The organism is Ruegeria sp. CDSC079, assembly GCF_059610505.1.
On the sequence record NZ_JBXWNT010000006.1, the window covers coordinates 49,093 to 73,604 of the forward strand.

Here is a 24,512-nt window from a genome sequence, read left to right on the forward strand (position 1 = left end):
GTGCCCGTCGGGCGCCCCGCACAAAACCCGTATCAAGCGGGTGATGCAGAAGGCCGCAAATGGCCACGACGGGGAGACATTTTCATGAGTTCCGAGACACAATCGAACCGCCCGCTATCCGAAGAAGAACTACAGGATCTGGTCGCATCTTCAGATGCCGGAGGGCGTAATCCGGTTGGGAATGTAGGCGTTTTCCTTGCGATCGTGGCGGCGATCTGGTCGATCTTTCAGGTCGTACTTGCTTCGCCCCTGGCGAACTATGTGTTGCCCGGCAGCGTGGTTAACAATTCGCGTCAGTTTCACCTGGCCTTTGCGATGTTTCTGGCCTTTGCAGCCTATCCGGCGCTGAAATCCAGCCCAAGGGATTATATCCCTGTGCAGGATTGGATCATGGGCCTTCTGGGCGCGTTTGTGGCGCTGTACGGATATTTCTTCTATACCAAGATCGTCGATGCCGGAGGGCTGGCAGACAACACTGACAAGTGGATCGCGCTGGGTGGGCTATTGCTGTTGTTCGAGGCCGCGCGCCGTGCGCTTGGCCCGGCGATGGCGATCATTGCGACGATCTTTTTGGCCTATGTCTTCTTTGGATCATCCGAATGGGTGCCCGAAGTCATCCGCTGGAAGGGCGCCAGCCTGAAAAAGGCGATGAGCCACATGTGGATCACCTCCGAGGGCGTGTTCGGTATCGCCCTGGGTGTTTCGACCAAGTTTGTATTCCTGTTTGTTCTGTTTGGCGCCTTGTTGGATAAGGCCGGGGCAGGGAACTATTTCATCAAGATGGCCTTTGGCGCGCTGGGTCACCTGCGCGGCGGCCCCGCCAAGGCGGCGGTTGTGGGCTCAGCTGCGACCGGCCTGATCTCGGGCTCGTCCATCGCAAACGTTGTGACTACTGGTACCTTCACCATTCCATTGATGAAACGTGTTGGGTTCAGCAGCGAACAGGCGGGTTCGGTTGAGGTCGCCAGTTCGGTGAACGGGCAGATCATGCCACCCGTCATGGGCGCTGCAGCCTTCTTGATGGTAGAATATGTGGGTATTTCCTATGTCGAGGTGATCACCCACGCCTTCCTGCCAGCGGCGATCTCATACATTGCTCTGGTCTATATCGTGCATCTCGAAGCCGTAAAGCGGAACATGCCCACATTGGGCGACCGCGAAGTGAAACTGGCACGTACCGTGGTTGGTATGTTCTCGTTCTTCATTGTTTTTGCTGGGCTCTGCTATGGCTCTCAATTCCCTGTGGAGGCGGTGACAAATTGGATGCCGAACTCGGCCGGTCTGGTCCTCAGCCTGATCATCTGCGCAATTTACGTGGCGCTGCTGTATCTGGCCGCACAGGTGCCCGATCTGGAACCCGATGACCCGAATGCCAAAGAGGTGACGCTGCCGGTCATTAGCGAGATCTACAAGGCCGGTCTGCATTACCTTCTGCCGATAATCGTGCTGGTCTATTTCCTGATGATTGAACAGAAATCGCCCGGTCTTTCGGCCTTTTGGGCCACGTCCTTGCTGTTTGTGATCCTGCTGACGCAGAAACCGCTGAAGGCGATGTTCCGGGGGCAAAGCAACCTCTACAACGCGTTCATCGACGGTGTCGCGGATCTGTGGCAGGGCATGATCGACGGCGCGCGCAACATGATCGGTATCGCGCTGGCGACGGCCACGGCGGGTGTGATCGTTGGTACCGTGACCCTGACCGGTGTGGGCCAAGTGATGGCCGATCTGGTCGAGTTCCTGTCGGGTGGCAATCTGATCCTGATGCTGATCATGGTCGGTATCCTCAGCCTGATCCTGGGCATGGGCCTGCCGACCACTGCGAACTATATCGTCGTCAGTTCTTTGATGGCCGGTGTGGTCGTGGAGCTGGGCGCGCAGAGCGGGCTGATTGTGCCGCTGATCGCGGTGCATCTGTTTGTCTTCTACTTTGGCATCATGGCGGATGTGACGCCGCCTGTGGGGCTGGCCAGTTTCGCCGCTGCTGCCGTATCGGGGGGCGATGCGATAAAGACCGGATTCATCGCCTTCTTCTATAGCCTGCGCACGGTCGCGTTGCCGTTTGTCTTCATCTTCAACACAGACCTTCTGTTGATCGATGTGACCTGGGTCGAAGGGATAATCGTTGCGATATTTGCGACGATAGCGATCCTTGTCTTTACGGCGGGCACGATGGGCTACTTCCTGACCCGCAGCCGGATCTATGAGAGCGTTGCCTTGGTCGCGGTTGCTTTCGCACTATTCCGTCCGGATTACTTTATGGACAGGATTTCACCCCCATATCAGACCGTTGAGCCGGCAGCTTTCACCGAAACGATCGGGGAAACACCGCCCGGAACCGAGGTGCGTCTGGTCATCAGCGGCCCGGATTTCGACACGCTTGAGATGGTGGATACCACGGTTGTCGTCTCTGTCGGCGACGAAGACGGCGGTCCTGCACGGGTTGATGCGATGGGTCTACTGCTGATCGAAGAGGACGGTCTGATCAAGCTGGAAGAGCCGCTGTTCGGCGCGCCTGTTGCCGATGATCTGAGCATCTTCGACTATTACGGGGATGAGGCCGTGCGCCTGACCTCGGTCAGCCTGCCGTCAAGCCAGCCACCCAAGCAGCTGGTCTATATCCCGGCGATGATCCTGTTGGGTCTGATCGCCTTCCTGCAACGCGGCCGTGCCGCCAGACAAGGGGTGCCTGCATGACACGTTCTGTTCTGTGTGCTGTTGATATCAGCAATGGCAAAATTGATGGCCCGGTCCTTCAAAAGGCCGCTGCATTGGCCGATTTGGAGGGGGCGCAGCTGGATGTGGTCAGTGTTCTGCCAGATTTTGGAGAAAGCTGGGTGTCCGGCTTTTTCCAGGCGGATTTCCATGAAAAGGCTTTGGCTGAGGCGCAGAAACAACTGACCGAGCTGTGCGCATCAACATTGGGCAGTGAGCGCAATGAAAAGATCCGCCATGTGGTGGCCACGGGCACGGCCTATCAGGAGATCCTGAAAACCGCAGAAAGCGCCGGATCTGACCTGATCGTCATTGGGGCGCATAAGCCGGACTTCAAGGACTACCTGCTGGGTCCGAATGCTGCGCGCGTCGTGCGGCATTCGACAGTCTCGGTCTACGTTGTGCGATGATCTAATACCCGGTCATTTCAAGATAGCCACGGCCTGAATGGCTGCCTGAGACCGTAACGGGGCCTTCCCAATAGGCAAAGCGGGTTGCCATCCAGGCTTTGGGTGTCAGGGCGCTGACGACAATATCCACCCCGCGGGCGGGGAGTGTGACACGCCATTCAATCGGGATATCCCGGTCGGCGACATGAGCGGTCTGAAGCGGTTCAAAAGAAACAGAGCCATCGGCAAGCGCGGTGGTTTCGCCATCATTGCCGATCCACGTGGCAGAGGTGAAATCCTCAGCCTCTCCTCGCAGGCGAAAGGCCATCAGCTTGTCGCCGCCTTCAAAGCTGAGCGAGAACCAATCCCATCCGCTTTGATCCTCGGCCAAGGGCTGCGAGGACCATTCCCGATCCAGCCAACCCTGTCCGGTTACCGCAACATCCCCATCCGGCAGATGCACTGTGCCTGTCAGGTCGAAAAACGGCTGTGAATAGTAATGACTTGCCTGCCCCTGCGTAGACTTGACCGAATACCCGGCATCCCCGTGAAAGACCAAAGGCCCCGTTGCGCGCATTGACAGATCGTATCCGAACTCAGAACCGTTGGCCCTAATCTTCAGCGCATTAAAGTCGGTTCCGCGCATGTACCATTCGTCGATCCAGGCTTCGAATGGGGTGGCGGTTACCCCGGCCTGACCGATACCGCCCCGCGACAGACGTTCAGCAAAGTAATGGGCATCAGGAGTGGTCAAGGCGGCATGGCCCAACCACAACTGCGGACTTTGCCAGGATTGCTCTTCATAGGGTTTCAGCGCCGAGCGGAACAACGTCCATTGCACACCGTAATCGCGCCCGTCTTCTCCTTTCAGGTTTGCGGTCAGATACCACCATTCGATCTTGAAAGTGGGATGGGGACCGTGATCCTGCGGAAAGCTCAACTGATACCCAAGCTGGGGGACGTCGAACCCGTCGGCCTCACCTCCAAGACCGGCAAAGCCCTGCGCCCGAAGTTGGGCGGGCAATAGCAGGGCCAGAATTAGGAACCAGGCTTTAGCGTTCATTGGCAAACACTCTTAACAACTCGGCAGGCGGGATGCGCAGCAACCGAAGGGCTGGAACCGCAGCGGCGATAACAGCGGCCAGTAAGGTCAGAAGAAATAGATAGAACCAGTCGCTTGGGAATAGGTACATTGGTAACCGCCAGCCAAACGCCTCGACATTGATGACCGTCAGCAACGTCCAGGCCAGAACCAACCCAAGCGGCAAGGCCAGCGCGGCGGTCAGAGAGGCGAGAAGCACGCTCTGCGTCAGTTCAAACCGCGCCAGTTGCGCCCGCGTCAGGCCAAGCGCCCAGACCGGTGCGATCTGAGGCAGCCGTTGTGTCCAAAGCGTCAGCAGGCTGGTCAGGATTGCAAATCCAGCAACCCCAAGCGTCAGGATATTCAGCGCAGAGGTCACCACAAATGTGTCCTCGAAGATTTCCGTGGATCGGGCCTTCATGTCCGCTTGATGAACGACTGCCTGCGGAGGAAGGTCAAATTCCGCCCGAAGCCTTTCGGCAACATCGCTGGCCTGATCAGGGGGCATGCGAACGCCATATCGCCGTTCCTCGGTATTGGGTGCGATATCTTCCAAAAGCTCCATCGACACGATGGCTTGTCCGGTTGGATTGCCATAATCAGAATAGACCCCTGCAATGACCAGCTTGTGACCCGGGCGGAGCGTGATTTGATCTCCGGGCCACAAATTGGATCTGCGCGCAAGCTGTTCGTTGATCAGAACGGCGGTTCCGGACATCACCTGATCCCATACTCCGGGCACTGAGGCGATCAGCGGCCAATTTTCTTGATAAACCGGGTTGTTCACCACACCGTAAAGAAACAAGGGCCCGCTTTCATGCGTCAGCTCGACGTTGCGGATTGGCAATACGGCATCGACCTGCGGCAAGAGCCATTGCTTGATGTCCTGCGCCTGCTGTTCGTCGGCTGCGGTCACATACAGCTCGGAAGTCAGCCTTTGGTCAAGCCATCCGGTAAAGGTCAGCCGAAAGCTCGACACCATGGTGCCCACGCCGATATTTGCGGCCAGAGCCAACATCAACGCCATCAGGGCCAATGAAAGCCCGGGCAGTTGCGCCTGCATGTCGGCGAATACCCATTGTCTGACCGGGCCGTTCTGTAGCTTCTGAAGTCCGGTTACTGCGATCAGCAAGAGAAACGGTAAAATCAACGCAGAACCCGTCAGGATTCCGGCAACCAGCACGAACCCTGCGACCAAACCGTCGGCCACAAAGATTGAAACGATCCCCAACCCAATCAGGAATACTCCGATCAGAGCCAATCTTTTGGTTGCAGTGTCATCCCCCCGCCAGGCCTGCGGACCCGGGCTGGATAACAGCGGCAGCCGAGCCAATCGGAACAAAGCCTGAGAGCTGGCCAATAGCGTTCCGAACAGGGCCATGGCCAAGCCCGCGAGAACCCAGTGCAGTTGAAGCGAAAGCTGACCTTCAACTGGTGCACCATACAACCCGCGTAGGGTCGATGCCACGTCGGGCAGCAAGGCCCCGGCCAGCAGGAAACCCAGTACCAGACCGGCGCCCCCTCCAATCAGGGCCAGCAGCGAAAGCTCGGCCAGAATGATCCATACGATCTGACGCATCGGAACGCCCAGCGCACGTATTGTTCTGATAATTGCTCGGCGCTGTGCAAAGGCCAGCCCGACGGTGCCATGGACGATGAACAGCCCGACGGCAAAGGACAAAAGAGCAAAGGCAGACAGGTTGAGGTGAAAGCTCTCTGTCAGTTGCGCCGTGTCCAATCTGGTCGAGGCTGCAACGCGTGTCAGATCGGGGGCGGTCTGCTCAAGCGATGGGATCGCTCGGGGCTGCTCTGGCAAGACGACCAGACGTGAAATCTGCCCCTTTTTGTCAAGCAGCTGTTCGGCAACGCCAATATCGGTAAAGACCAGATCCGGTGGCAGCGCGTCGCTGGACAGGATCGGGGGCAGGTTGCTGGCCTGCGCCAGAATCTGGGCAAGTTCCGTCGCGACCAGTATCCTGCCGGGCGCGGTCAGCATGTCTGCGGGATCGGGCGGCGTATCGCTTTGTTCCAAACGGCTGAGGGCCGGTAGGGGTGGAAAGGCGACCATGTCGACCCCCATGACCTGCAGATTGCGCCCGCTATGGCGCCAACGCCCCTCAAGCACCGCAGCGACCTGCCAGCCAGCCCGACGCAAGCTGACATAATGGTCGATCGTCAAATTCCCCGAGGTGGCGTGCAATTCATCGTATTGACCAAATGAGAGTTGATCGTTGGCCCGTTGATAGCTTGCCCGGGCCTCGGAATTTATGGCTTGAACTGCCGACCATAGCCCGGTCGCAAGCGCAATGCCGGTCAACAAGGTTAACAGCTGAAGCCAATGGGCACGCCAGTGCGACGCCAACGCCTGTATGATGGCCAAAGTCACGAGATTAGGCCGCCGGACAGGCGGACCTGCCGATCCAGACGGGCCGCGATGTCCTGCGAATGTGTCACCAAAAGCAGGGCGGCGCTGGTTTCGGCGACCAGCGCAAGCATCAAATCCAATACATTAGTGCTTGCGACCTCATCCAGATTTCCTGTTGGTTCATCCGTGAGCAAAAGACTGGGGCGCGGCGCAAGGGCGCGTCCGATGGCAACGCGTTGCTGCTGGCCGCCTGACAGGTTCTCGGGAAAGCGGTCTAGCAGGTCCCGCAATCCCAGTTTGTCGGCAAGATGATCGCACCAGTCCGGATCATATTTACCGGCAAGCCGGGCATGGAAGGACAGGTTTTGGCCGACCGTCAACGACGGGATCAGATTGAACTGTTGGAATACCAGGGCCACACGCTCGCGCCGAAGGGCTGCGCGCCCGGTATCGTCTAGTGTGGACAGGTTGGTTCCGCCCAGTGAGATTTCGCCCGCATCGAATATGTCCAGCGCACCTGCGAGATTTAGAAGCGTGCTTTTGCCACTGCCACTTTCCCCGGTTAGGGCAAGCGTTTGGCCATGGTCCAACGACAGAGATACTCCGTTCAAAATCGGTCGACCGTTTGCATATGATTTATGGACATCAGTTATTTTAAGCAGCATTCATAGGCGCCCTGTATTCTGCCACTCACAATTTGCAGCCGACAGAAGCGGTGTCCAGTTCAATGGCGCTATCGTTTCCATTCGTCGCAGACGCAGGGTTGCCCAATCCTGCATTTGAAGCGATTGTGACGAGACTTAAAAACAGAGGGGATGGGCGCCGGTGACCTTATCCGAGCAGATTATCTGGGGAAGCGTTTATTTGGGTATCTGCTTTTTGATCGAAATTGCCCTGCTGACTTGGTGCATGCAGATCATCCGCGTGATGTCGATCAAACTGGAAAAAAGCAAAAGGTTCGTCACCATTGCAAGCCCGCTGACTATCGCGCTGATTTTTATCGTGATGATCCATACCTTTCAGGTCTGGCTTTGGGCGATTGTCTGGGTCTTTGGGGATGTTCTGGCGGACTGGAACTCGGCGCTGTATTTCTCTCTGGTTACGTTCACAACGCTGGGCTACGGCGACATTGTTCTGGACGACGGGCTGCGCATTTTTGGTGCCTTTGCCTCGGTCACCGGGCTTTTGGCATTTGGGCTGTCCACAGCCTTTTTGGTCGCGGTCATGTCGCGGGTGCTGCAGGAAGAGTCGATCCTTTAAAGGATTGGTGCGAACAACCGCGCCAGAGGCGAGCCGAACCGAATATAGGCCGGTTGTTCGGGCAAGGTTTTGTCCAGCTCATAGCTGGATTCAAAGTCCATCAGCAACATGTTGTGAACCGCATGGGCCGCGTCCTTGTCAAAGAACAGGGCCATCGCCTCAAAATTCAGGCGGAAAGAACGATTGTCCAGATTGGTGGTGCCAACAGCGGTCAGAGTGTCGTCCACCAGAAATACTTTTTGATGCATGAAACCATTGGTGTACCGGTAGACCCGCGCGCCGCATTCCCTGATCTCGTCGAAATAGGCAAAGGCCGCCAGCCAAGGTAAGCGGTGATCAATCACGTCGGGAACCAGAATGCGAACATCTACCCCGCGCATTGCAGCGTGGCGTAGTGCGGTCATGATGTCGATATCAGGAACGAAATAGGGGGATGCGATCCACAATCGTTCCTTTGCTTCCGTGATTGCAGAAAAGAACATCATGGCGCCGGTTTCGGTTTCGTCCCCCGGACCTGTGGCGACGAGAAGGGCGTTCATGTCCTGATCAGATTCCTGACCCGCCCAGGCCAGTTGATCTATCAGGTCTTCTTGATGCGCCCAGTACCAGTCCTCTGTAAAGATCAGTTGTAGTTGGCGCACGATATGTCCAGTCAGCCTTATGTGTGTGTCCCGCCAATGTCCGAACTTTGCGGACTGACCGAGATATTCGTCGCCGACATTGTGGCCGCCGATAAAGCCGATTTCACCGTCAATGATCACCGTTTTCCTGTGATTGCGATAGTTTAGCTGAAATCGCTGTCCTGGATGGCGCTTTTCATGCTGACCGGCAACGTGAATTCCCGCCGCGCGCAGCGACGTGATGTAGCTTGTCGGTAGGCCATAACTGCCCACGGCGTCGGTCATAAAGCGAACTTGCACGCCGCGCTCTGCGGCGGCGATCAGTTTGCTTTGCAGTTGCCGCCCCAATCCGTCATCACGCACGATGTAGAACTGGACAAGCACATAGTCCTGAGCCGCGTCGATAGCCTGAAAGATAGCGTCAAAGGTTGCCTGCCCATCGACAAGCAATTCTGCACCGTTGCCGCGTGATATGGGTAGATGCGCAAGCTCTTCGAAAGGGAGTGGGTTGATCGTAATCATGCCCGGATCTGGGCGCGAAAAATCCGCAAAGCTCTTTATCCCTTCGACAACAGTCTCAGCGTGCTTTCGGGCCATGCGATACCCGCGAAAACGATGATGTCCCAGAAACAAGTACAGCGGTACGCCAGCTATCGGCGCCGAGATCAAAAACACCACCCATCCCACGGCACCCTGCGGTGTGCGCGCTGTTTGAGCCGCGCGTATCGAAAAGACCGCGGCGGTCAGGTACAAACATAGGACAAAGAGGGAAACAAAGAGTGTCAGCATGGAGGATTCGATCCTGGCATTTTCCTTAGTGTTTCAAGTTGCTTTGGGGATTGACCTGTTCAGACTGTATTCCCCGATGGCGGCCCTTCGTCGCCGAGTTCACCATTCAGGGACATTAAAATTGCGATCGGGCGCAATGCGGGAATATGGCTGAAGATGATCAGGATGCAGACGGTCAGCGGAACGCTCAGGAAGGCTCCGATCAGACCCCAGACCGTGGTCCAGAACATAAGTGCCAGAATGACCAGAAATGTCGACATGTTCAGCGATCGGCCCAGCATGGCCGGGTCCAGAAAATTACCGATCATGAACTGAAGTGTGCCACAGCCGAAAACTATGATCAGAAACGGCCCGATACTTTCAAATTGAACCAGTGCAATCGCCGCTGGAAACAGAACCGCAATAATTGACCCAATCGAGGGTATGAAATTCAAGGCAAAGGTCAGCACGGCCCATGTCTCGGAATACTCAAGACCAAGGGTTTTGAAGACCACATAGCTGATTCCAGCCGTTATCAGGCTGATAAAGGTCTTCACTCCGACATAACGTTGCAGACTAAAGGAAATCGCGTCCAGAACCAAAGCGAACTCGGCACCGGTTTTAGGGTCACCGGCGGCCATACGGATCTTTTTGCGGAACGCCAGACGTTCGGCCATCAGGAAGGCAACGTAAAGGCTGATGAGGAAAAACTGGTTCAGCAAGGACGTCGCGCTGCCCAGCAACATCCGGGCGACGAAAGACATATCAATGTTGACCAGATTGTCCCGGATGAAGGCCGTGATATCGTTGCCCACAAGGTCGTTTATGCGGTTAACGGCCTCGTCGAACTGGCTTTCGTATGTATTGATCGAGCGTGCAAACTGCGTCGCCTGATTGCCCAGAATATACATGATCATGAACAACCCGACCAAAACCACGGTCACTCCAGCCAGGTTAGCCAACCAGACCGGAGCTTTGGTCAGCGCAATAACCCGGTCACTCAGCGCGATGATCAGGACGTTGATCAGCAAGGCCATGGTCAGCGGGATCAGAAAAGCGGAACCTGCATAAAGCCCCAATACGATCAGTGACACGACAATCGCGGTGTCGCGGACAACCGAAAGGCGCAACCTGTTCGGTATGCTTGGGTTCTGGTCGCTGGTTGGCATTTTTCGCCCGGCTTTGTGTAGGTTCCGTTTCGATCCTGCACGGGACAAAGGGATTATGCAATGCAACCAAACATTTGGAGTTGGTTAATTGCGTCCAGTCGGGTTTTGCCGGTTCTGGTTCGAATACAGTCAGGGTAGAGTTTTCGGATGACGACAAGTTTGATTCCCCTAACTGGAAGAGTAATTCGAGCCCTTTGGCTGGCCTTGGGGCGATTTGGGGCCAAAAACGGCATGGTCATGAGCAGCCACGTTGCCATGTCCCTGATGCTGGCCCTGTTTCCGTTTGTTCTGTTCACTGTGGCACTGGCTGGTACGCTGTCTCAGGATTATGTCACGGACGAGCTGATCGAACTGATCTTTGGCGCCTGGCCAAAAGATGTCGCCGGCCCGATTGTGGGAGAGTTGCGCTCGGTCCTGGCGGAATCAGGTTCGGGGGTAATCACCCTGGGCGGTTTGCTGGCCATTTTCTTTGCCTCAAACGGCGTAGTTGCGGTGCGGGCGGCCATGAACCAGGCCTATCATGATCATGACGCCTGGCCATTCTGGAAGACACGCTTGCTGTGCCTGGGATTGGTGATTGTTGGCGGGGCGGCCATTCTGGCCATCGCCGCCGTCGAAGTCGTCTTGCCGGTCTACACGCGCCTCGTGTCCGAAAAGACGGATGTTAACGTGTCAGACTGGTTGTCTGTTGATCGATTGCGTTGGACTTTTACCGTGGCGGTTCCTGCGGGCACGGTTATCGTTGCACATCTTGTGCTGCCGACGCGCCGCCATCGGCTGTGGCAAATCCTTCCGGGCGTTGTTCTGACACTCGCTCTGTGGGCGATGGGCGGTTGGGGCTTTTCGATCTATATCGGACAGTTCGCCTCGTACAGCGCTACTTATGCTGGTCTTGCGGGGGCGATGGCTGCGTTGATTTTCCTGTATCTATGCGCGGCCATCCTGATTCTGGGCGCTGAATTCAACGGCGCGCTGATGGATTTGCAGGATCAAAGTAACGGACAAACCTGAAGGGCAGGGTGGCTGGGGTAGTGAAATAGCAACTCAAAGCCTGGTTTGCGTCATGAAATCGGCACGTTTCTTACCCAAACTGCATGGACTGTGACCCCATACGCATCAAGGTGAGGCCTCATGACCAAACTGCCCGAAAGCGCGAAATCGCAAAATCCATCGTCGCTGACCCGGCGGATTGAAGAATTACGGGCCAAACCGGCGACGGATATCAGTCACGGTGAGGCATTGTTGTTGCAAGGAAACGCAATATCTTCGCTGCGTGAACAGCGCCTTGCGCGTTCTCTGGCTGACTTCGCAGATTAACTTCAGCCGCGAAATCCTGTTGCCACAACGAATTTTTCCGAACTGTCGGCGCGGGATGCCGGTGGTTTAACATGCGCTACCTTGTCAAACTTCTGTTTCAGAATCTTCTGCAGATCCCCTTCGGCTCCTCCGGCCAGAACCTTGGCGACAAACGTGCCGCCCTGTTCAAGCACATCAAAGGCGAAATAGGCGGCGGTTTCGCACAAGGCCATGATCCGCAAATGGTCGGTTTGTTTATGCCCCGAGGACGCAGCAGCCATATCTGACATCACCACGTCAGCTTTGCCACCCAACCAGTCTTTGACCTTCTGGTCGGCATCGTCCTCCATAAAGTCCAACTGGTGAACCTCGGACCCGGCCACCGGTTCGACCTCTTGTATGTCGACACCCAGAACAGTGCCGATTTTCTTACCGCTTTTCTCACCCAATGCATTAACGCGTTGGACCGCAACCTGCAGCCAGCCGCCTGGGGCGCAACCCAGATCGACGATGCGCGCACCTGGAACCAGGAAGCGGAATTTATCGTCCAGTTCCAATATCTTGAACGCCGCACGCCCACGATAGCCTTCGACCTGCGCGCGCTTGACATAGGGGTCATTCAGCTGACGTTCCAACCACCGGGTCGAGCTGATTTTGCGCCCGCGGGCGGTTTTGACCTTAACCTTCAGGTCGCGCTGCCCGCGGCCCGAATTGTTTTTGCCAGTAGGTGTCTTCGCCATCAGAACGGTCCGTCTTCCAATACACCGTCCGCGCTCATCTGCGCATAAAGCAGGCCTTCGCGCAGCCCCCGGTCCGCCACTGAAAGACGGTCGGTTGGCCAACATCGTAACAAAGCCTGCAATATGGCCGAGCCGGACATGATCAGGGCCTGGCGGTCATCGCCGATACGCGGATCTCTCCGCCGCCCCAGTGGGCCGAGTTCTAGATACCCGCGTATCACTTTGTCAATCTGATCGCTTGTCATGCGCAAACCGTCTACCTTGGTCCGGTCATACCGCTTCAATCCCAGATGTGAGGCTGCGACTGTTGTAACCGTGCCACTGGTGCCGACGATCTGAAAACCTTCGCGGGCTTGTTCATCCTTATAAGGCGCAAAATCGGCCAGGTTTTCTTCGAAAAACCAGCTCATCAAAGCAAACCGCGCCGCATCATCTTCGACATCATGGAACTGATCGCGCAGCGTCGCAACGCCGAGGGGAACACTGATCCAATCCACAACCCTGGCTGCAGGAAACGGGCTGTCTGTTGTATGAAATCCATTATGCAGACGCATAATCGCCGCCGGGCGATCCCGACGCGGAAGTGAGGATATGTCGATCCAGACAAGCTCTGTCGAACCGCCGCCAATATCCACAACCAACAACTGTTCTGTCTTAGTGGACACCAGCGGGGCACAGGATATTACGGCCAGACGCGCTTCTTCCTCGGGCTGGATGATCTCAAGAGTCAACCCAGTTTCACCCTTTACCTGGCGAATGAATTCACGTGAATTTTTTGCACGGCGACAAGCCTCGGTTGCGACTAGACGCATCCGCTTGACCTTGTTGCGTTTCAGCTTTTGCTGGCAAATGCGCAACGCCTGAATGGTGCGCGCCATCGACGACCGAGACAAACGCCCCGTCCGCTCTAAGCCCGCGCCCAACTGCACGGATTTAGAGAAACTGTCCACCACATGAAACCCGCTGCCCTTGGGCTGGGCAATTAACATGCGACAGCTATTTGTTCCCAAATCCAGCGCGGCATAAAGCGCATCAGGATCGGGTCTTGCCGGCGCGGGGCTTTCGACCGCCTTCGGGAACGCGCCCGCACCTTTGGGACGCTTGGGCGCCATCTTCAACGCCCTCCGATTTACGAGTTACCCCGACCATAGGTCGGCCTTTTGGTTCGTGCAAGATACTCATTAAAGTGATGAGAATTTTGAGGTGCGGTTTACAGGAACAATTCGTTACAAGCCGTGTATCCCGTTGTAGGTGAAAACGTCGTTTGAAATGCGCCTTGTGTCGAAAATCGACCGACCTGCGTCCACATTGAAGTTTAGAACCGGTCCATCTGGTTAGGAGGAATCAAAGCAGATGCCTGACGTCACCATCGTATACTGGCGCGACATTCCCGCCCAAGTCATCGTCGGCAAGGGCCGCCGGGGCGCAAAACGGCAGTTGGAAGAACGGTTCGAGCAAGCCATTGACCGCGCCGCCATGAAGGTGAACGCCAAGGATAGCGATGCCTATCTGGCCGAATGGCGCAAGGCCGCGCCTTTCGCGGTTGAGGGCGATCCGTCCGAAATTGCCGAACAGCAGGCTGTGCGTTTGGAAACGGAATATGATCAGGACCGTATCAAGGCTCTGATCGCCAATGACGGTTGGGCATGAGCTCGAAATCTATATGGGAGGCCGCTATGGCTTTGCTGAACTTCAAGAAACGTGATGCCGCCGAAAACGGTCCGGTAAATCCAACCGTCGAAGCCTTCCTGCAGGGCTATTCGATTGAGGTGATGCCGCGCACCGCCGAGAAGGTCGAGGATTTTCGCGCTTTGTTGCCTGAAGGCACACGCGTCTATATTGCCCATATCGAAGGCACTCCGATCGAAGACATGGTCAAGACCGCCAAGCGCATCGCGGTGGACGGCTATCCTGTTATGCCGCATTTCCCGGCGCGGATCATTAAAGACACGGCGACGCTGGAAAACTGGATTTCCATGTACCAGGGTGAAGCAGGTGTGGATCAGGCGCTGTTGCTGGCCGGTGGTGTCGCGAATCCTCATGGTGATTTCGACAGCTCGATGCAGCTGCTGGAATCCGGCCTGTTCGACAAAGCGGGCTTCAAGCGTCTGCACGTCGCTGGCCACCCTGAAGGCAACAAGGACATCGACCCTGACGGATCGACCAAGAATGTCGATGACGCGCTGCGTTGGAAACAGAAGTTCTCTGAGACCACGGATGCCGAAATGGCGCTGGCCACTCAGTTCGCCTTTGACGCCAAACCGATCATCGCCTGGGCCGACAGCCTGAAAGAGGCGGGGATCGACATTCCGGTTCATATCGGCATCGCCGGTCCGGCAAAACTGCAAACACTGATCAAATTCGCCATCGCCTGCGGCGTTGGTCCATCGCTGAAGGTTCTGCAAAAGCGCGCCATGGACGTGTCCAAGCTGCTGCTGCCTTACGAGCCCACGGATGTGATCACCGAGCTGGCCAACCACAAAGCGGCCAACCCGGATTTCAACATCACAAACGTACATTTCTTCCCGCTTGGCGGCATCAAGACCAACGCCAACTGGGCCATCAACAACGGCGGCGCTTCGGCAAAGCCTGTAAACTCCTAAGGATCGGACATGACCCGTACAGTCGTAGAATCAAAAACAAAAACCGCCGTCCTGGGCTTTGACGAACCGTTCTGCGTGATCGGTGAGCGGATCAACCCGACAGGCCGCAAGAAACTGGCGGCGGAACTGGAAGCAGGCGATTTTTCGACCGTCGAAAAGGACGCCCTCGCGCAGGTTGCCGCTGGCGCGACCGTTCTGGATATCAACGCGGGCGTTGTCTACAACTCGAACCCCAACCCGAACGAGACCGAACCGCCGCTGATGCGCAAGATCGTTGAAATGGTGCAGGGGCTGGTCGAAGTGCCGCTGTGCATCGATTCATCGGTTCCGGGAGCTCTGGAAGCGGGTCTTGAGGCGGCAGAGGGCCGTCCTCTGTTGAATTCGGTCACAGGCGAAGAAGATCGTCTGGAGCTGGTTCTGCCGCTGGTCAAGAAATACAATGTCCCTGTGGTGGCGATCTCAAATGACGATACAGGGATTTCGGAAGACCCCGATGTGCGGTTCGAAGTGGCCAAAAAGATTGTCGAACGGGCCGCTGATTTCGGCATCCCGGCCCATGACATCGTGGTCGATCCGCTGGTGATGCCTATTGGCGCAATGGCAACTGCCGGTCAGCAGGTGTTTGCTCTAGTTCGTCGTTTGCGTGAGGAACTGGGCGTGAACACCACTTGCGGGGCGTCCAATGTCTCGTTCGGCCTGCCGAACCGCCATGGTATCAACAACGCCTTCCTGCCGATGGCGATGGGCGCCGGCATGACCTCAGCGATCATGAACCCCGTTGCCTTGCCGGTTGGTCCCAAGAAACTGGCCGAGAAGAAGGCTGAGGTTGAGGCCAAAGGCATCATCCTGCCTGCGGACATGGATGATGAGACCTTCTGCCAGCTGTTTGGTCTGGGCTCGACCCTGCCGCGCGCGGGCAAAGAGATGGAGGCCATCCGCGCCGCCAACCTGCTGACCAACAACGATCCGCATGGCGGCGCTTGGATCAAGTTCAACAAAGCCCCCAGCGAAGCCGGTGCCGAGGGCACTGGTGGTGGTCGTCGTGGCGGTGGCCGTCGCCGTCGCGCATAAGTGATATAAAACAACATGCTGGCCGGATCTTTTGATCCGGCCTTTTTTGTCTTCGCCGTCGCAAATAGCCTGACGGTTTGGATCAAAACCGCTTGAACCTGATCTTGTACCGGTGATATTCAGCTAGCAGCGGCGGGTATGATGTAATGGTAGCCTGTCAGCTTCCCAAGCTGAACGCGCGGGTTCGATTCCCGCTACCCGCTCCATTCAGTTCGATCGACGCGCTTGATACAGGTTTATCACCGCCGGGATGTGCAGGCCGGTTTCGGATGTGAACTGGGCGAATTCCTGACAGACCTCGTGCTGGATTGCTGCTGCGTCCTGTTCGGTGCCTTCGAAATGCGCGATGGTTCGCGCGGCGGGGCCGACGCGGGTGCACAAGGCGGCTATTTCCTCTGACCCGCCAGCGCCGGGCAGATTTACGGAGATGGCTTGGGCCTGAATGTCCGACAGCCCCGCCTGTTGCATCATGCCGGTGACGTGATCCAGATCGTGAAACGCCAGCGGACCCGGCGCGTAACGATCTACCCGAGGCGGCTGCCCAAGGCGTTTTACCGCAGCAATATGGGGTATTTTGAACCACGGGTTGCCATCCAATGGCCCCCAAGCTGCAAAGGTCATCTGCCCGCCGGGTTTAAGTGCGCGGGCGATATTGGCGAATGCAGCAACCGAATCGTCAAAGAACATCACGCCGAACCGTGAAATCGCTGCGTCCAACTGATTGGCAGGAAACCCGAATATCTGCGCGTCAGCATGTTGGAAGCTGATGTTGCTCAGCCCGTTTTCCGAGGCTCGGGCGCTGGCACGATCAAGAAACGCTTGCGATATATCGGCGGCCAGAACATCGCCATCCGGCCCGACCAATCGCGCGGCTGCAAGAGAGCTTTCGCCAGTGCCACAGCCGATGTCGAGCACATGCATTCCTAGTTTAAGCTGGGCATTCTCCAGCACAAGGTCCAGAACCGAAGCCATCAGTTGATCCAACTGATCCTGATATGTCAGCCATTTGGCTCCGGATTCGGATTTTCCCCAGTATTCTGCCTGTTCCTCATTCACCGACTGCATCGAACCCCTCCGTGGTTGCCGCGACTATGACCTCCGGCGACGGCGGCGGCCAGAGTTTTCCTGATCTCCACCACCGGTGTTGAACGAGGGCGCGGGCAGGGTGACCACCTGTGCCAATTCCGGGAATGGGTCGGTTTTGTGGGGTATCGCGTTCGCTGCCACGAAATGATCCTGAAACTTGGGCTCGATGGCGGTTTCAACCTTGGTGATTTCGCGCACTACACGTTCAATTTCACTCCGCGACCCGATGTTGCAAAGGGCGATCCGGGCGCCCGTACCGGCGGCGTTGCCCGCGCTTGAGACCTTGTTCAAGGGCGCATCGGGGATCATTCCCAGAACCATGGCATGTTTGGTCGAGATATGCGCGCCGAAGGCACCAGCAAGAACAATGCGGTCGACAGTATCCACGTTCATTTCGTCCATCAAAAGCCGCGCGCCTGCATAAAGCGCGGATTTCGCCAGTTGAATCGCGCGAATATCGCCCTGAGTGACTGTGATACGTGGGCCGCCTTCGGCGCTTGCGTCGTGGATCAGATAGGAATGGGTGCGCCCCTCAGGGACGTTGCGTGATGTGCCCGTTTGTTCTGCGGATCCGATCAAGCCGCTTTCATCCAGCAAACCCGCCATACGCATTTCCGCCACGGCTTCAATAATGCCTGATCCACAGATGCCACTGATGCCAGTGGTTGCGATGTCTTGATCAAAACCCTCTTCATCCGACCATTTCTCGGACCCGATGACGCGAAAACGGGGTTCTTTAGTGACAGGATCAATTTCGATCCGTTCAATCGCACCGGGGGCGGCACGCTGACCAGAGCTGATCTGCGCGCCTTCAAAGGCCGGACCAGTCGGTGAGGAGCACGCCAGAACCCGGCTGGTATTGCCCAGCAGAATTTCGGCGTTCGTACCGACATCGACGATCAGAACCAGATCTTCGGATTTACCGGGCTCTTCCGACAAGGCAACCGCCGCACAATCCGCACCCACATGACCCGCAATGCAGGGCAGGATGTAGACCTGCGCACGTGGGTTCATGTTGGTCAGATTCATTTCGCGCGCGGGCAAAGACATGCTTTCGGACGTAGCCAAGGCAAAGGGCGCTTGGCCCAGCTCGACCGGATCCAGCCCAAGCAGCAGATGGTGCATGACCGGGTTACAGACGAACACCGTTTCGACAATCAGGTTGGCGTCAATCCCGGCCTCATCCGCGATGGATGTAGTCAGATCGTTTATCGCTTCTCGAACGGCTCGGGTCATCTCTTTGTCGCCGCCGGGGTTCATCATCGAATAGGACACGCGGCTCATCAGGTCTTCGCCAAAGCGGATTTGGGGGTTCATCAGGCCCGAAGATGCCTTGACCTCGCCTGTGTCCAGATCGGTCAGGTGAGCTGCAATCGTGGTAGAGCCGAGGTCGATGGCCAGACCGAAAAGTCCGTTCTCGTGCAATCCAGGCCAGATTTCCACGATCCGTGCGACCTCGTCCTTGTGGCCTTTATGCACCGCAACGGTGACCTCCCACTTACCCTTGCGCAATATGGGCTGCAGTTTGGACAACAAGGAAAGATCAGCCGTAACGGCCTCGACGTTCCATTGCTCGCGCAGCGCGCGTTCCAGACGTTCCAGATCGCCGGTTGGTGAATGCATGTCGGGTTCTTCTACCGCAACAAAATACAGCCGGGTGGCCGGATCCATTGTGATGGCGCGTGCTGTGGCGGCCTTGCGTACGACCTGACGGTGCACCTGGCTTTCTGGTGGCACGTCGATCACCACATCCCCCTGAACCGTGGCCTGACATCCAAGACGGCGGCCGGGTTTCAATCCGCGCTTGTCGTCATAGCGCTGTTCAACCGCGTTCCATTCGCTTAGTGCACCGTCGGCTACGGTCACGCCGTGCTTGGGAAACTCGCCATAGCTTGGTGTGATCTGGCATTTCGAACAAATCCCGCGTCCACCGCAAACGGAATCCAGATCCACACCCAGTTGCCGTGCCGCAGTCAGAACCGGAGTGCCTACGGGAAAGTGCCCGCGTTTGCCCGATGGGGTAAAGACAACAAGAGGGTCGGTGGTCATGATTGGCCTGCCTTTTATATTCGCGCCTATGTCGGGCAAGATATGGTTTTGTACGCAAAGGGAAAGGCCATTCAGCGGCACGTTTTGTGTGCGTTGCGTCGTTTTTTGCCGCAGCACCGACCAGCAGGTAAAAACTAGTTTATGTCGGGGGCTTTTCCTTAGGTTAAATCCATGTAATAGGGTCACCGTCAAACGGGCTTTTGCATGGGGTTAACAGATGCAGATTCGTGAGGCACTCACCTTTGACGACGTTCTTCTGGTTCCGGGCGCATCTTCTGTGCTGCCGGCCACGGCGGATACGACCACGCGCGTGACGCGGGAAATCACCATGAACATCCCGCTGCTCAGCTCGGCGATGGACACGGTGACCGAGGCGCGCATGGCCATCGCCATGGCGCAGGCGGGCGGCATCGGCGTGGTGCACAAGAACCTGTCGATCGAAGAACAGGCCCGAGAGGTTCGGCGGGTCAAGAGATTTGAATCCGGTATTGTTTACAACCCGGTGACACTGCGGGTAGATCAGACGCTGACGGACGCCAACGCGTTGGTGCAGCGTTATAACTTCACCGGCTTTCCCGTGGTGGACGAAGAAGGCCGCGTGGTCGGTATTCTGACCAACCGTGATATGCGTTTTGCGACTTCGGATGATACGCCGGTTCACGCGATGATGACCTCGGACAATCTGGCGATGCTTCAGGAACCCGCCGATCTGGAAGAGGCCAAAAGCCTGATGCGCGCGCGACGGATCGAAAAGCTTCTGGTTGTGGACGGGGCGGGCAAGCTGACGGGTCTTCTGACTTTGAAAGATACCGAACAGGCGGTGCTGAACCCAACGGCCTGCAAGGACCGGCTGGGGCGTCTGAGAGTCGCGGCAGCGACGTCGGTTGGTGACTCTGGTTTCGAACGATCCGAACAACTGGTGGATTCCGGTGTCGACATTATCGTTGTAGACACCGCTCATGGGCATTCTCAAGGGGTGCTGGACGCGGTGAAGCGGGTCAAGACCCTGTCGAACGAGGTGCAGATCATTGCCGGTAACGTCGCCACTGGGGACGCAACCAAGGCGCTGATCGACGCAGGCGCGGATGCCATCAAGGTGGGGATCGGGCCGGGTTCGATCTGTACTACGCGGATGGTGGCCGGTGTGGGCGTGCCGCAGCTGACTGCGATCATGGATTGCGCCGCGGCCGCCGGCGATGTGCCGGTTATCGCAGATGGTGGTATCAAATTCTCGGGCGATTTTGCCAAGGCGATTGCGGCGGGTGCGTCCTGTGCCATGGTTGGCTCGATGATCGCAGGAACAGATGAAAGCCCGGGCGAAGTGATCCTGTATCAGGGCCGGTCGTTCAAATCTTATCGCGGCATGGGCAGTCTAGGCGCGATGGCACGTGGCTCTGCGGATCGCTATTTCCAGAAGGATGCCGCCAGCGACAAGCTGGTGCCCGAAGGGATCGAAGGGCAGGTGCCTTACAAGGGCTCGGCCAGCGCGGTTGTGCATCAACTGGTCGGCGGCCTGCGCGCAGCCATGGGTTATACCGGCTGCGCCACGGTCGAAGAGATGCGAAAGAACTGCAACTTCGTCAGAATCACAGGGGCTGGCCTGAAGGAGAGCCATGTGCATGACGTGCAAATCACACGCGAAAGCCCGAATTATCGAGTGATGTAAATTGCCGGAACCTGAACTGCGGCGCCCCGGTGAGGGCGCCGCTTTGCGTTTTTGCCCTGCACTATAACGGAGAATGAAATGACCCCCGCCGCACGTGTTCAGGCCTCCATCGAAATTCTTGATCAGATTCTTTCGGGTGCCCCGGTCGAAAAGGCCCTGACCGGTTGGGCGCGGCGCAGCCGTTTCGCCGGTTCCAAAGACAGGGCTGCTATTCGCGACCACGTGTTTGGTGCTTTGCGGTGCAAAAGGTCATTTGCGGCGGCAGGTGGAGTGGAAACTGGTCGGGGGTTGATGATCGGCGCGATGCGCATGCAAGAAGTCGATCTGGATCAGATATTCAATGGCGAAGGGTACGCTCCGGCCAGTTTGGAAGAACACGAACAGGCTAAACCATGTGATTCCGACGCCCAGAAATACGACATACCGGAATGGCTTTGGCCAACCTTTCAAGAGTCTTTGGGTGATTTGACCCTTCCAGTGGCCGAGGCATTGCGAGCTCGGGCCCCGATTCATTTGCGGGTCAATCTGGTTAAGTCACGTGTCGATCAGGCGGTCTCGGTCTTGCTGGCGGACGGCATCCAAGCGAGGCCACATCCCGCTTGTTCGACCGCACTCGAAGTTGTCGAGGGCGAGCGGAAAATCTCAGGAAGCCGTGCCTATACTGATGGGTTGGTCGAACTGCAGGATGCGGCGAGCCAGGCCGTGGTTGAATCATTAGACTTAAACCCCGGAATGCGGGTTCTGGATTATTGTTCCGGCGGTGGCGGCAAAGCCTTGGCCTTGGCCGCGCATCGCGGTGTAGATGTGTTCGCGCATGACGTTAATGCGGCGCGAATGCGTGATTTGCCCGCCCGGGCCGAGAGAGCGGGTGCACAGATAACACTTCTGACCAATGACGAGATCTCTGCGCAGGCACCATTCGACATTGTGCTGACGGATGCCCCCTGTTCTGGCAGCGGATCCTGGCGTCGCGCCCCGGCGGGAAAATGGTCTCTTACACAAGATGGACTGAACCGGCTTACGGAAACACAGCGGACGATCCTTGATGATGTCGCGCCTTTGGTGGGGCCAGCGGGTGTTCTTGCCTATGCAACATGTTCCATGCTCGAGGTCGAAAACGGTAAATTGGTCGATGCCTTCGTGGCGGCGCACCCCGAATGGACCGAGACGTTTCGCAAAACGTGGTATGTATCACACGGTACTGACGGGTTTTTCACGTCACACTTGACGCGGTAGTCGTCGGACAAATAGCAACCTAAAGGAGAATTGCTCACTTTGTTAGTTAAGTGGGCGTTAACCCTTTTGCGTTGGGTTACACCTAGCCCGGCAAGTTGAGTAGTTAATGTCCGATACCGCAGATTTCTATTCTGACCCAAAGTTACGAAATTCACCAAGCGGTTTGCGTCTAGCACCATTGGTTGCGCTAGGGGTGTTGCTCTCACTGCTGCCGCTGGCAGGAATCATTCCCCAAGCCTGGAATCTCGGCCTTGTGGTGGCAGGTGTGTCTTTGCTTGCTGCATCACTGTTGGTCGTGGTGAGGGCGCTGATTTCCGAAGACTCGGTACGTCGAGAGCTTAGGGTTATGGAGGTTTTTGCCGAAGAAGAGCTGTACCCTTGCGCGATTGCCAATGCACAGGGTGATGTTCTGATTTGCAATTCTCATGCCCGGGCTCAGCTCCATGTTTTTCCCGGCAACCGGCTGGATGAAGGTCTAAAGTCTATTTTTGCCAACCCGTCGGCAATTCTGCTGCGCCTGCAGTCTTTGGCCGAGATCCATGGCCGTGCAAGAGAAGACGTTGTCACTTTAGAGACAACCGTACCGATTTCTGTTCTCGGTGTTGGGAATAACTTTTTCTTTTGGCGGTTTCATCTGGATGGAACAGGTCAGTGGGATGCTGTGCCTGTACCCATTTTGACCGAAGGCAGAAACGGAGCATTGCTGCGGATCAACGGGGCGGCGGAACAAATCCTAGGGCAACGACCCGACAACCTTGCACAGGTTCTGACTGGCGCTCAGCCCGAATTGGGTGAGGTTGTGCAGGTACAGACGGCACAGGGGCCAATTCCGGCTACGATGGCCGAACTGTCTCGGTCGGGAACCACGCGCGATTTGCTTGTTCTACCGCTTGATCGTGCACAGGAAAGTGGAATTGGCGCGTCATTTGTGGATCTTCCGGTCCCGGTAATGACCCTGTCTCCCGACGGGAGCATCCTTGAGGCCAACAGGCTGGCAACGCGTCTTGTCGGAAACATAGAGCCCGGAGAATCCAATGTTGTGCATATCATGCATGGTCTGGGGTATCCGGTTCTGGATTGGCTGACGCAGGCTTCAAATGAGGGCGCCGTTCCACGATCTGAATTCCTGAGGCTGACACGGGAAGACCGCGAGATATTCGTACAGGTCACATTGAAACGTGTGCTGAGCGAGGGAGAAGTCAGACTGATTGCGGTTCTGAATGATGCTACCGAACTCAAGACTTTAGAGGCGCAATTTGTGCAAGGACAAAAAATGCAGGCCGTTGGCCAACTGGCTGGGGGTGTAGCGCATGATTTCAACAATTTACTAACGGCGATTTCCGGACATTGCGATCTTCTGCTTTTGCGGCACGATCAGAATGACCCTGACTACGGGGATCTTGTACAAATCAATCAGAACGCAAACCGCGCTGCAGCTTTGGTGAGCCAACTGCTGGCCTTTTCGCGCAAACAGACTTTGCAGCCGGAAATTCTGGATCTCAGAGATACGATCTCAGACCTTATTCATCTGCTAAATCGTCTGGTCGGAGAAAAGGTTAAGCTGACACTCAGCCACGATCCCGTTCTGAAAGCGGTTCGTGCGGATAAACGCCAGCTAGAGCAGGTGTTGATGAACCTTGTCGTAAATGCCCGCGATGCAATGCCTGAAGGTGGTGAGGTCAGGATCGAAACCGAAGTGGTCGTGCTGACAGAACGCTTCACAAGGGATCGCGCTACGGTACAACCTGGTGAATACGTCACCGTCAAAGTCATTGATAGCGGTACGGGGATTGCCCCCGATAAGCTACAGAAAGTGTTCGAGCCTTTCTTTACAACCAAACGCACGGGTGAGGGGACAGGTTTGGGCCTGTCGACTGTCTACGGAATTGTAAAGCAAACCGGCGGTTTTATTTTTGTCGACAGCATTCAGGGGAGAGGGACCGAGTTTATTGTGTACCTGCCGGTTTCAACCGCCCCCCAAAAAACCGAGGCAGCGCCTGCGCAATCCCCTGAGAATCCAACGGTTCGCCAGGGTGAGGGTGTCGTGCTGCTGGTCGAAGACGAAGCCCCGGTTCGGGCCTTTGCTACCCGCGCACTGAGGTTGAAAGGCTACACTGTGCTCGAGGCCGATTCGGGAGAAGAGGCTCTGAGGCTTCTCGAAGATGGCACATTGAATGTTGACGCATTCGTCACCGATGTGGTCATGCCCGGATTGGATGGTCCGACCTGGGTTCGTATGGCTAAGCAGAGCAGGCCAGATGTCCGGGTCATATTCATGTCTGGATACACAGAGGGTGCGTTTGGCGATTCCGGACCAGAGATTTCCGATTCAACTTTCCTGCCCAAACCATTTTCACTAAACCAACTGACCGAAGCTGTTTTTCAGCAGATCAATTAGGGT

General features: G+C 56.6%; 20 protein-coding genes and 1 tRNA gene. 12 read left to right on the forward strand and 9 right to left on the reverse strand.

Translation table 11 applies throughout. The annotated features are described in order from the left end of the window. Positions 1 to 84 precede the first annotated feature (84 nt). Positions 85 to 2,694 carry a TRAP transporter permease gene (locus AC2FIC_RS12585; RefSeq protein ID WP_496691202.1) on the forward strand — a complete coding sequence of 870 codons (2,610 nt, stop codon included), beginning with the start codon at positions 85 to 87 and terminating at the stop codon, positions 2,692 to 2,694. Next, entirely contained in the window at positions 2,691 to 3,122 is a 432-nt protein-coding gene (locus tag AC2FIC_RS12590) for a universal stress protein (protein WP_271947228.1), read from the forward strand. The genes AC2FIC_RS12585 and AC2FIC_RS12590 overlap by 4 nt, the downstream gene beginning before the upstream one ends. Position 3,123: 1 nt before the next feature. Here the strand turns inward: AC2FIC_RS12590 and AC2FIC_RS12595 are convergent, their stop codons facing one another. The 3 genes from AC2FIC_RS12595 to AC2FIC_RS12605 are packed head-to-tail and all read right to left on the reverse strand — an operon-like array spanning position 3,124 to position 7,212. After that, a complete protein-coding gene (locus AC2FIC_RS12595; protein ID WP_496691203.1) occupies positions 3,124 to 4,164 on the reverse strand; it encodes a lipocalin-like domain-containing protein in 1,041 nt (346 codons plus the stop codon). Continuing rightward, on the reverse strand, positions 4,154 to 6,568 hold the full coding sequence (locus tag AC2FIC_RS12600) for an ABC transporter permease (RefSeq protein WP_496691204.1): 2,415 nt from the start codon (positions 6,566 to 6,568) through the stop codon (positions 4,154 to 4,156). The genes AC2FIC_RS12595 and AC2FIC_RS12600 overlap by 11 nt, the downstream gene beginning before the upstream one ends. Beyond that, on the reverse strand, positions 6,565 to 7,212 hold the full coding sequence (locus tag AC2FIC_RS12605) for an ABC transporter ATP-binding protein (protein WP_496691205.1): 648 nt from the start codon (positions 7,210 to 7,212) through the stop codon (positions 6,565 to 6,567). The genes AC2FIC_RS12600 and AC2FIC_RS12605 overlap by 4 nt, the downstream gene beginning before the upstream one ends. Before the next feature lie 160 nt (positions 7,213 to 7,372). On the opposite strand from AC2FIC_RS12605, the gene AC2FIC_RS12610 reads away from it, so the two are divergent. After that, a complete protein-coding gene (locus tag AC2FIC_RS12610; protein WP_271947221.1) occupies positions 7,373 to 7,807 on the forward strand; it encodes an ion channel in 435 nt (144 codons plus the stop codon). Here AC2FIC_RS12610 and cls read toward each other — a convergent pair. Both cls and AC2FIC_RS12620 read right to left on the reverse strand, forming a co-directional pair. Then, a complete protein-coding gene (gene cls, locus AC2FIC_RS12615) occupies positions 7,804 to 9,216 on the reverse strand; it encodes a cardiolipin synthase (RefSeq protein ID WP_496691207.1) in 1,413 nt (470 codons plus the stop codon). The genes AC2FIC_RS12610 and cls overlap by 4 nt on opposite strands. A 59-nt stretch (positions 9,217 to 9,275) precedes the next feature. Next, a complete protein-coding gene (locus AC2FIC_RS12620) occupies positions 9,276 to 10,364 on the reverse strand; it encodes an AI-2E family transporter (protein ID WP_496691208.1) in 1,089 nt (362 codons plus the stop codon). Positions 10,365 to 10,511: 147 nt separating this feature from the next. Between AC2FIC_RS12620 and AC2FIC_RS12625 the strand changes: the two genes are divergently transcribed. Then, positions 10,512 to 11,375, forward strand: coding sequence for a YihY/virulence factor BrkB family protein (locus AC2FIC_RS12625; RefSeq protein ID WP_142633688.1), 864 nt, complete (start codon positions 10,512 to 10,514; stop codon positions 11,373 to 11,375). A gap of 120 nt (positions 11,376 to 11,495) precedes the next feature. Next, positions 11,496 to 11,681 carry a hypothetical protein gene (locus AC2FIC_RS12630; protein ID WP_142633690.1) on the forward strand — a complete coding sequence of 62 codons (186 nt, stop codon included), beginning with the start codon at positions 11,496 to 11,498 and terminating at the stop codon, positions 11,679 to 11,681. Positions 11,682 to 11,683: 2 nt separating this feature from the next. On the opposite strand, the gene AC2FIC_RS12635 is transcribed toward AC2FIC_RS12630, so the two are convergent. Both AC2FIC_RS12635 and AC2FIC_RS12640 read right to left on the reverse strand, forming a co-directional pair. After that, positions 11,684 to 12,400: an RlmE family RNA methyltransferase gene (locus tag AC2FIC_RS12635; RefSeq protein WP_142633692.1), complete on the reverse strand. Its 717-nt coding sequence runs from the start codon at positions 12,398 to 12,400 to the stop codon at positions 11,684 to 11,686. After that, a complete protein-coding gene (locus AC2FIC_RS12640) occupies positions 12,400 to 13,512 on the reverse strand; it encodes a Ppx/GppA phosphatase family protein (protein ID WP_496691209.1) in 1,113 nt (370 codons plus the stop codon). The genes AC2FIC_RS12635 and AC2FIC_RS12640 overlap by 1 nt, the downstream gene beginning before the upstream one ends. 241 nt (positions 13,513 to 13,753) lie before the next feature. Here AC2FIC_RS12640 and AC2FIC_RS12645 point away from each other — a divergent pair, with 241 nt between their 5' ends. The 4 genes from AC2FIC_RS12645 (at position 13,754) to AC2FIC_RS12660 (ending at position 16,280) form a co-directional block, all read left to right on the forward strand. Further along, the gene (locus AC2FIC_RS12645) at positions 13,754 to 14,050 is read left to right on the forward strand and encodes a virulence factor (RefSeq protein WP_142633696.1); all 297 of its coding nucleotides are present in this window, start codon (positions 13,754 to 13,756) and stop codon (positions 14,048 to 14,050) included. A gap of 26 nt (positions 14,051 to 14,076) precedes the next feature. Beyond that, a complete protein-coding gene (locus tag AC2FIC_RS12650; RefSeq protein WP_496691345.1) occupies positions 14,077 to 15,003 on the forward strand; it encodes a methylenetetrahydrofolate reductase in 927 nt (308 codons plus the stop codon). Positions 15,004 to 15,012: 9 nt separating this feature from the next. Further along, positions 15,013 to 16,074, forward strand: a complete 1,062-nt coding sequence (locus AC2FIC_RS12655; protein WP_496691210.1) for a methyltetrahydrofolate cobalamin methyltransferase — start codon at positions 15,013 to 15,015, stop codon at positions 16,072 to 16,074. A gap of 132 nt (positions 16,075 to 16,206) precedes the next feature. Further along, positions 16,207 to 16,280 (forward strand) — tRNA-Gly (locus AC2FIC_RS12660). A 1-nt stretch (position 16,281) separates the two neighbouring features. Here AC2FIC_RS12660 and AC2FIC_RS12665 read toward each other — a convergent pair. Then, a complete protein-coding gene (locus AC2FIC_RS12665) occupies positions 16,282 to 17,139 on the reverse strand; it encodes a class I SAM-dependent methyltransferase (protein WP_496691211.1) in 858 nt (285 codons plus the stop codon). 24 nt (positions 17,140 to 17,163) lie between these two features. Then, a complete protein-coding gene (locus AC2FIC_RS12670; RefSeq protein WP_496691212.1) occupies positions 17,164 to 19,209 on the reverse strand; it encodes an ASKHA domain-containing protein in 2,046 nt (681 codons plus the stop codon). A 217-nt stretch (positions 19,210 to 19,426) separates the two neighbouring features. Here AC2FIC_RS12670 and guaB point away from each other — a divergent pair, with 217 nt between their 5' ends. From guaB to AC2FIC_RS12685, 3 genes are all read left to right on the forward strand, one after another. Beyond that, positions 19,427 to 20,875, forward strand: coding sequence for an IMP dehydrogenase (gene guaB / locus AC2FIC_RS12675; RefSeq protein WP_496691213.1), 1,449 nt, complete (start codon positions 19,427 to 19,429; stop codon positions 20,873 to 20,875). Positions 20,876 to 20,953: 78 nt separating this feature from the next. Further along, a complete protein-coding gene (locus AC2FIC_RS12680; RefSeq protein WP_496691214.1) occupies positions 20,954 to 22,111 on the forward strand; it encodes an RsmB/NOP family class I SAM-dependent RNA methyltransferase in 1,158 nt (385 codons plus the stop codon). 106 nt (positions 22,112 to 22,217) lie between these two features. Beyond that, a complete protein-coding gene (locus tag AC2FIC_RS12685) occupies positions 22,218 to 24,509 on the forward strand; it encodes a hybrid sensor histidine kinase/response regulator (protein ID WP_496691215.1) in 2,292 nt (763 codons plus the stop codon). Positions 24,510 to 24,512: the final 3 nt, after the last annotated feature.

What these genes read in the sequence shown, in the direction of transcription:
- AC2FIC_RS12685 (WP_496691215.1), top strand. Translation starts at nt 22,218, where the DNA reads ATGTCCGATACCGCAGATTTCTATTCTGACCCAAAGTTACGAAATTCA.
- AC2FIC_RS12625 (WP_142633688.1), top strand. Translation starts at nt 10,512, where the DNA reads ATGACGACAAGTTTGATTCCCCTAACTGGAAGAGTAATTCGAGCCCTT.
- AC2FIC_RS12645 (WP_142633696.1), top strand. Translation starts at nt 13,754, where the DNA reads ATGCCTGACGTCACCATCGTATACTGGCGCGACATTCCCGCCCAAGTC.
- AC2FIC_RS12670 (WP_496691212.1), bottom strand. Translation starts at nt 19,209, where the DNA reads ATGACCACCGACCCTCTTGTTGTCTTTACCCCATCGGGCAAACGCGGG.
- AC2FIC_RS12650 (WP_496691345.1), top strand. Translation starts at nt 14,077, where the DNA reads ATGGCTTTGCTGAACTTCAAGAAACGTGATGCCGCCGAAAACGGTCCG.
- AC2FIC_RS12635 (WP_142633692.1), bottom strand. Translation starts at nt 12,400, where the DNA reads ATGGCGAAGACACCTACTGGCAAAAACAATTCGGGCCGCGGGCAGCGC.
- AC2FIC_RS12665 (WP_496691211.1), bottom strand. Translation starts at nt 17,139, where the DNA reads ATGCAGTCGGTGAATGAGGAACAGGCAGAATACTGGGGAAAATCCGAA.
- AC2FIC_RS12595 (WP_496691203.1), bottom strand. Translation starts at nt 4,164, where the DNA reads ATGAACGCTAAAGCCTGGTTCCTAATTCTGGCCCTGCTATTGCCCGCC.
- guaB (WP_496691213.1), top strand. Translation starts at nt 19,427, where the DNA reads ATGCAGATTCGTGAGGCACTCACCTTTGACGACGTTCTTCTGGTTCCG.
- AC2FIC_RS12585 (WP_496691202.1), top strand. Translation starts at nt 85, where the DNA reads ATGAGTTCCGAGACACAATCGAACCGCCCGCTATCCGAAGAAGAACTA.
- cls (WP_496691207.1), bottom strand. Translation starts at nt 9,216, where the DNA reads ATGCTGACACTCTTTGTTTCCCTCTTTGTCCTATGTTTGTACCTGACC.
- AC2FIC_RS12680 (WP_496691214.1), top strand. Translation starts at nt 20,954, where the DNA reads ATGACCCCCGCCGCACGTGTTCAGGCCTCCATCGAAATTCTTGATCAG.
- AC2FIC_RS12630 (WP_142633690.1), top strand. Translation starts at nt 11,496, where the DNA reads ATGACCAAACTGCCCGAAAGCGCGAAATCGCAAAATCCATCGTCGCTG.
- AC2FIC_RS12605 (WP_496691205.1), bottom strand. Translation starts at nt 7,212, where the DNA reads ATGCTGCTTAAAATAACTGATGTCCATAAATCATATGCAAACGGTCGA.
- AC2FIC_RS12590 (WP_271947228.1), top strand. Translation starts at nt 2,691, where the DNA reads ATGACACGTTCTGTTCTGTGTGCTGTTGATATCAGCAATGGCAAAATT.
- AC2FIC_RS12620 (WP_496691208.1), bottom strand. Translation starts at nt 10,364, where the DNA reads ATGCCAACCAGCGACCAGAACCCAAGCATACCGAACAGGTTGCGCCTT.
- AC2FIC_RS12640 (WP_496691209.1), bottom strand. Translation starts at nt 13,512, where the DNA reads ATGGCGCCCAAGCGTCCCAAAGGTGCGGGCGCGTTCCCGAAGGCGGTC.
- AC2FIC_RS12655 (WP_496691210.1), top strand. Translation starts at nt 15,013, where the DNA reads ATGACCCGTACAGTCGTAGAATCAAAAACAAAAACCGCCGTCCTGGGC.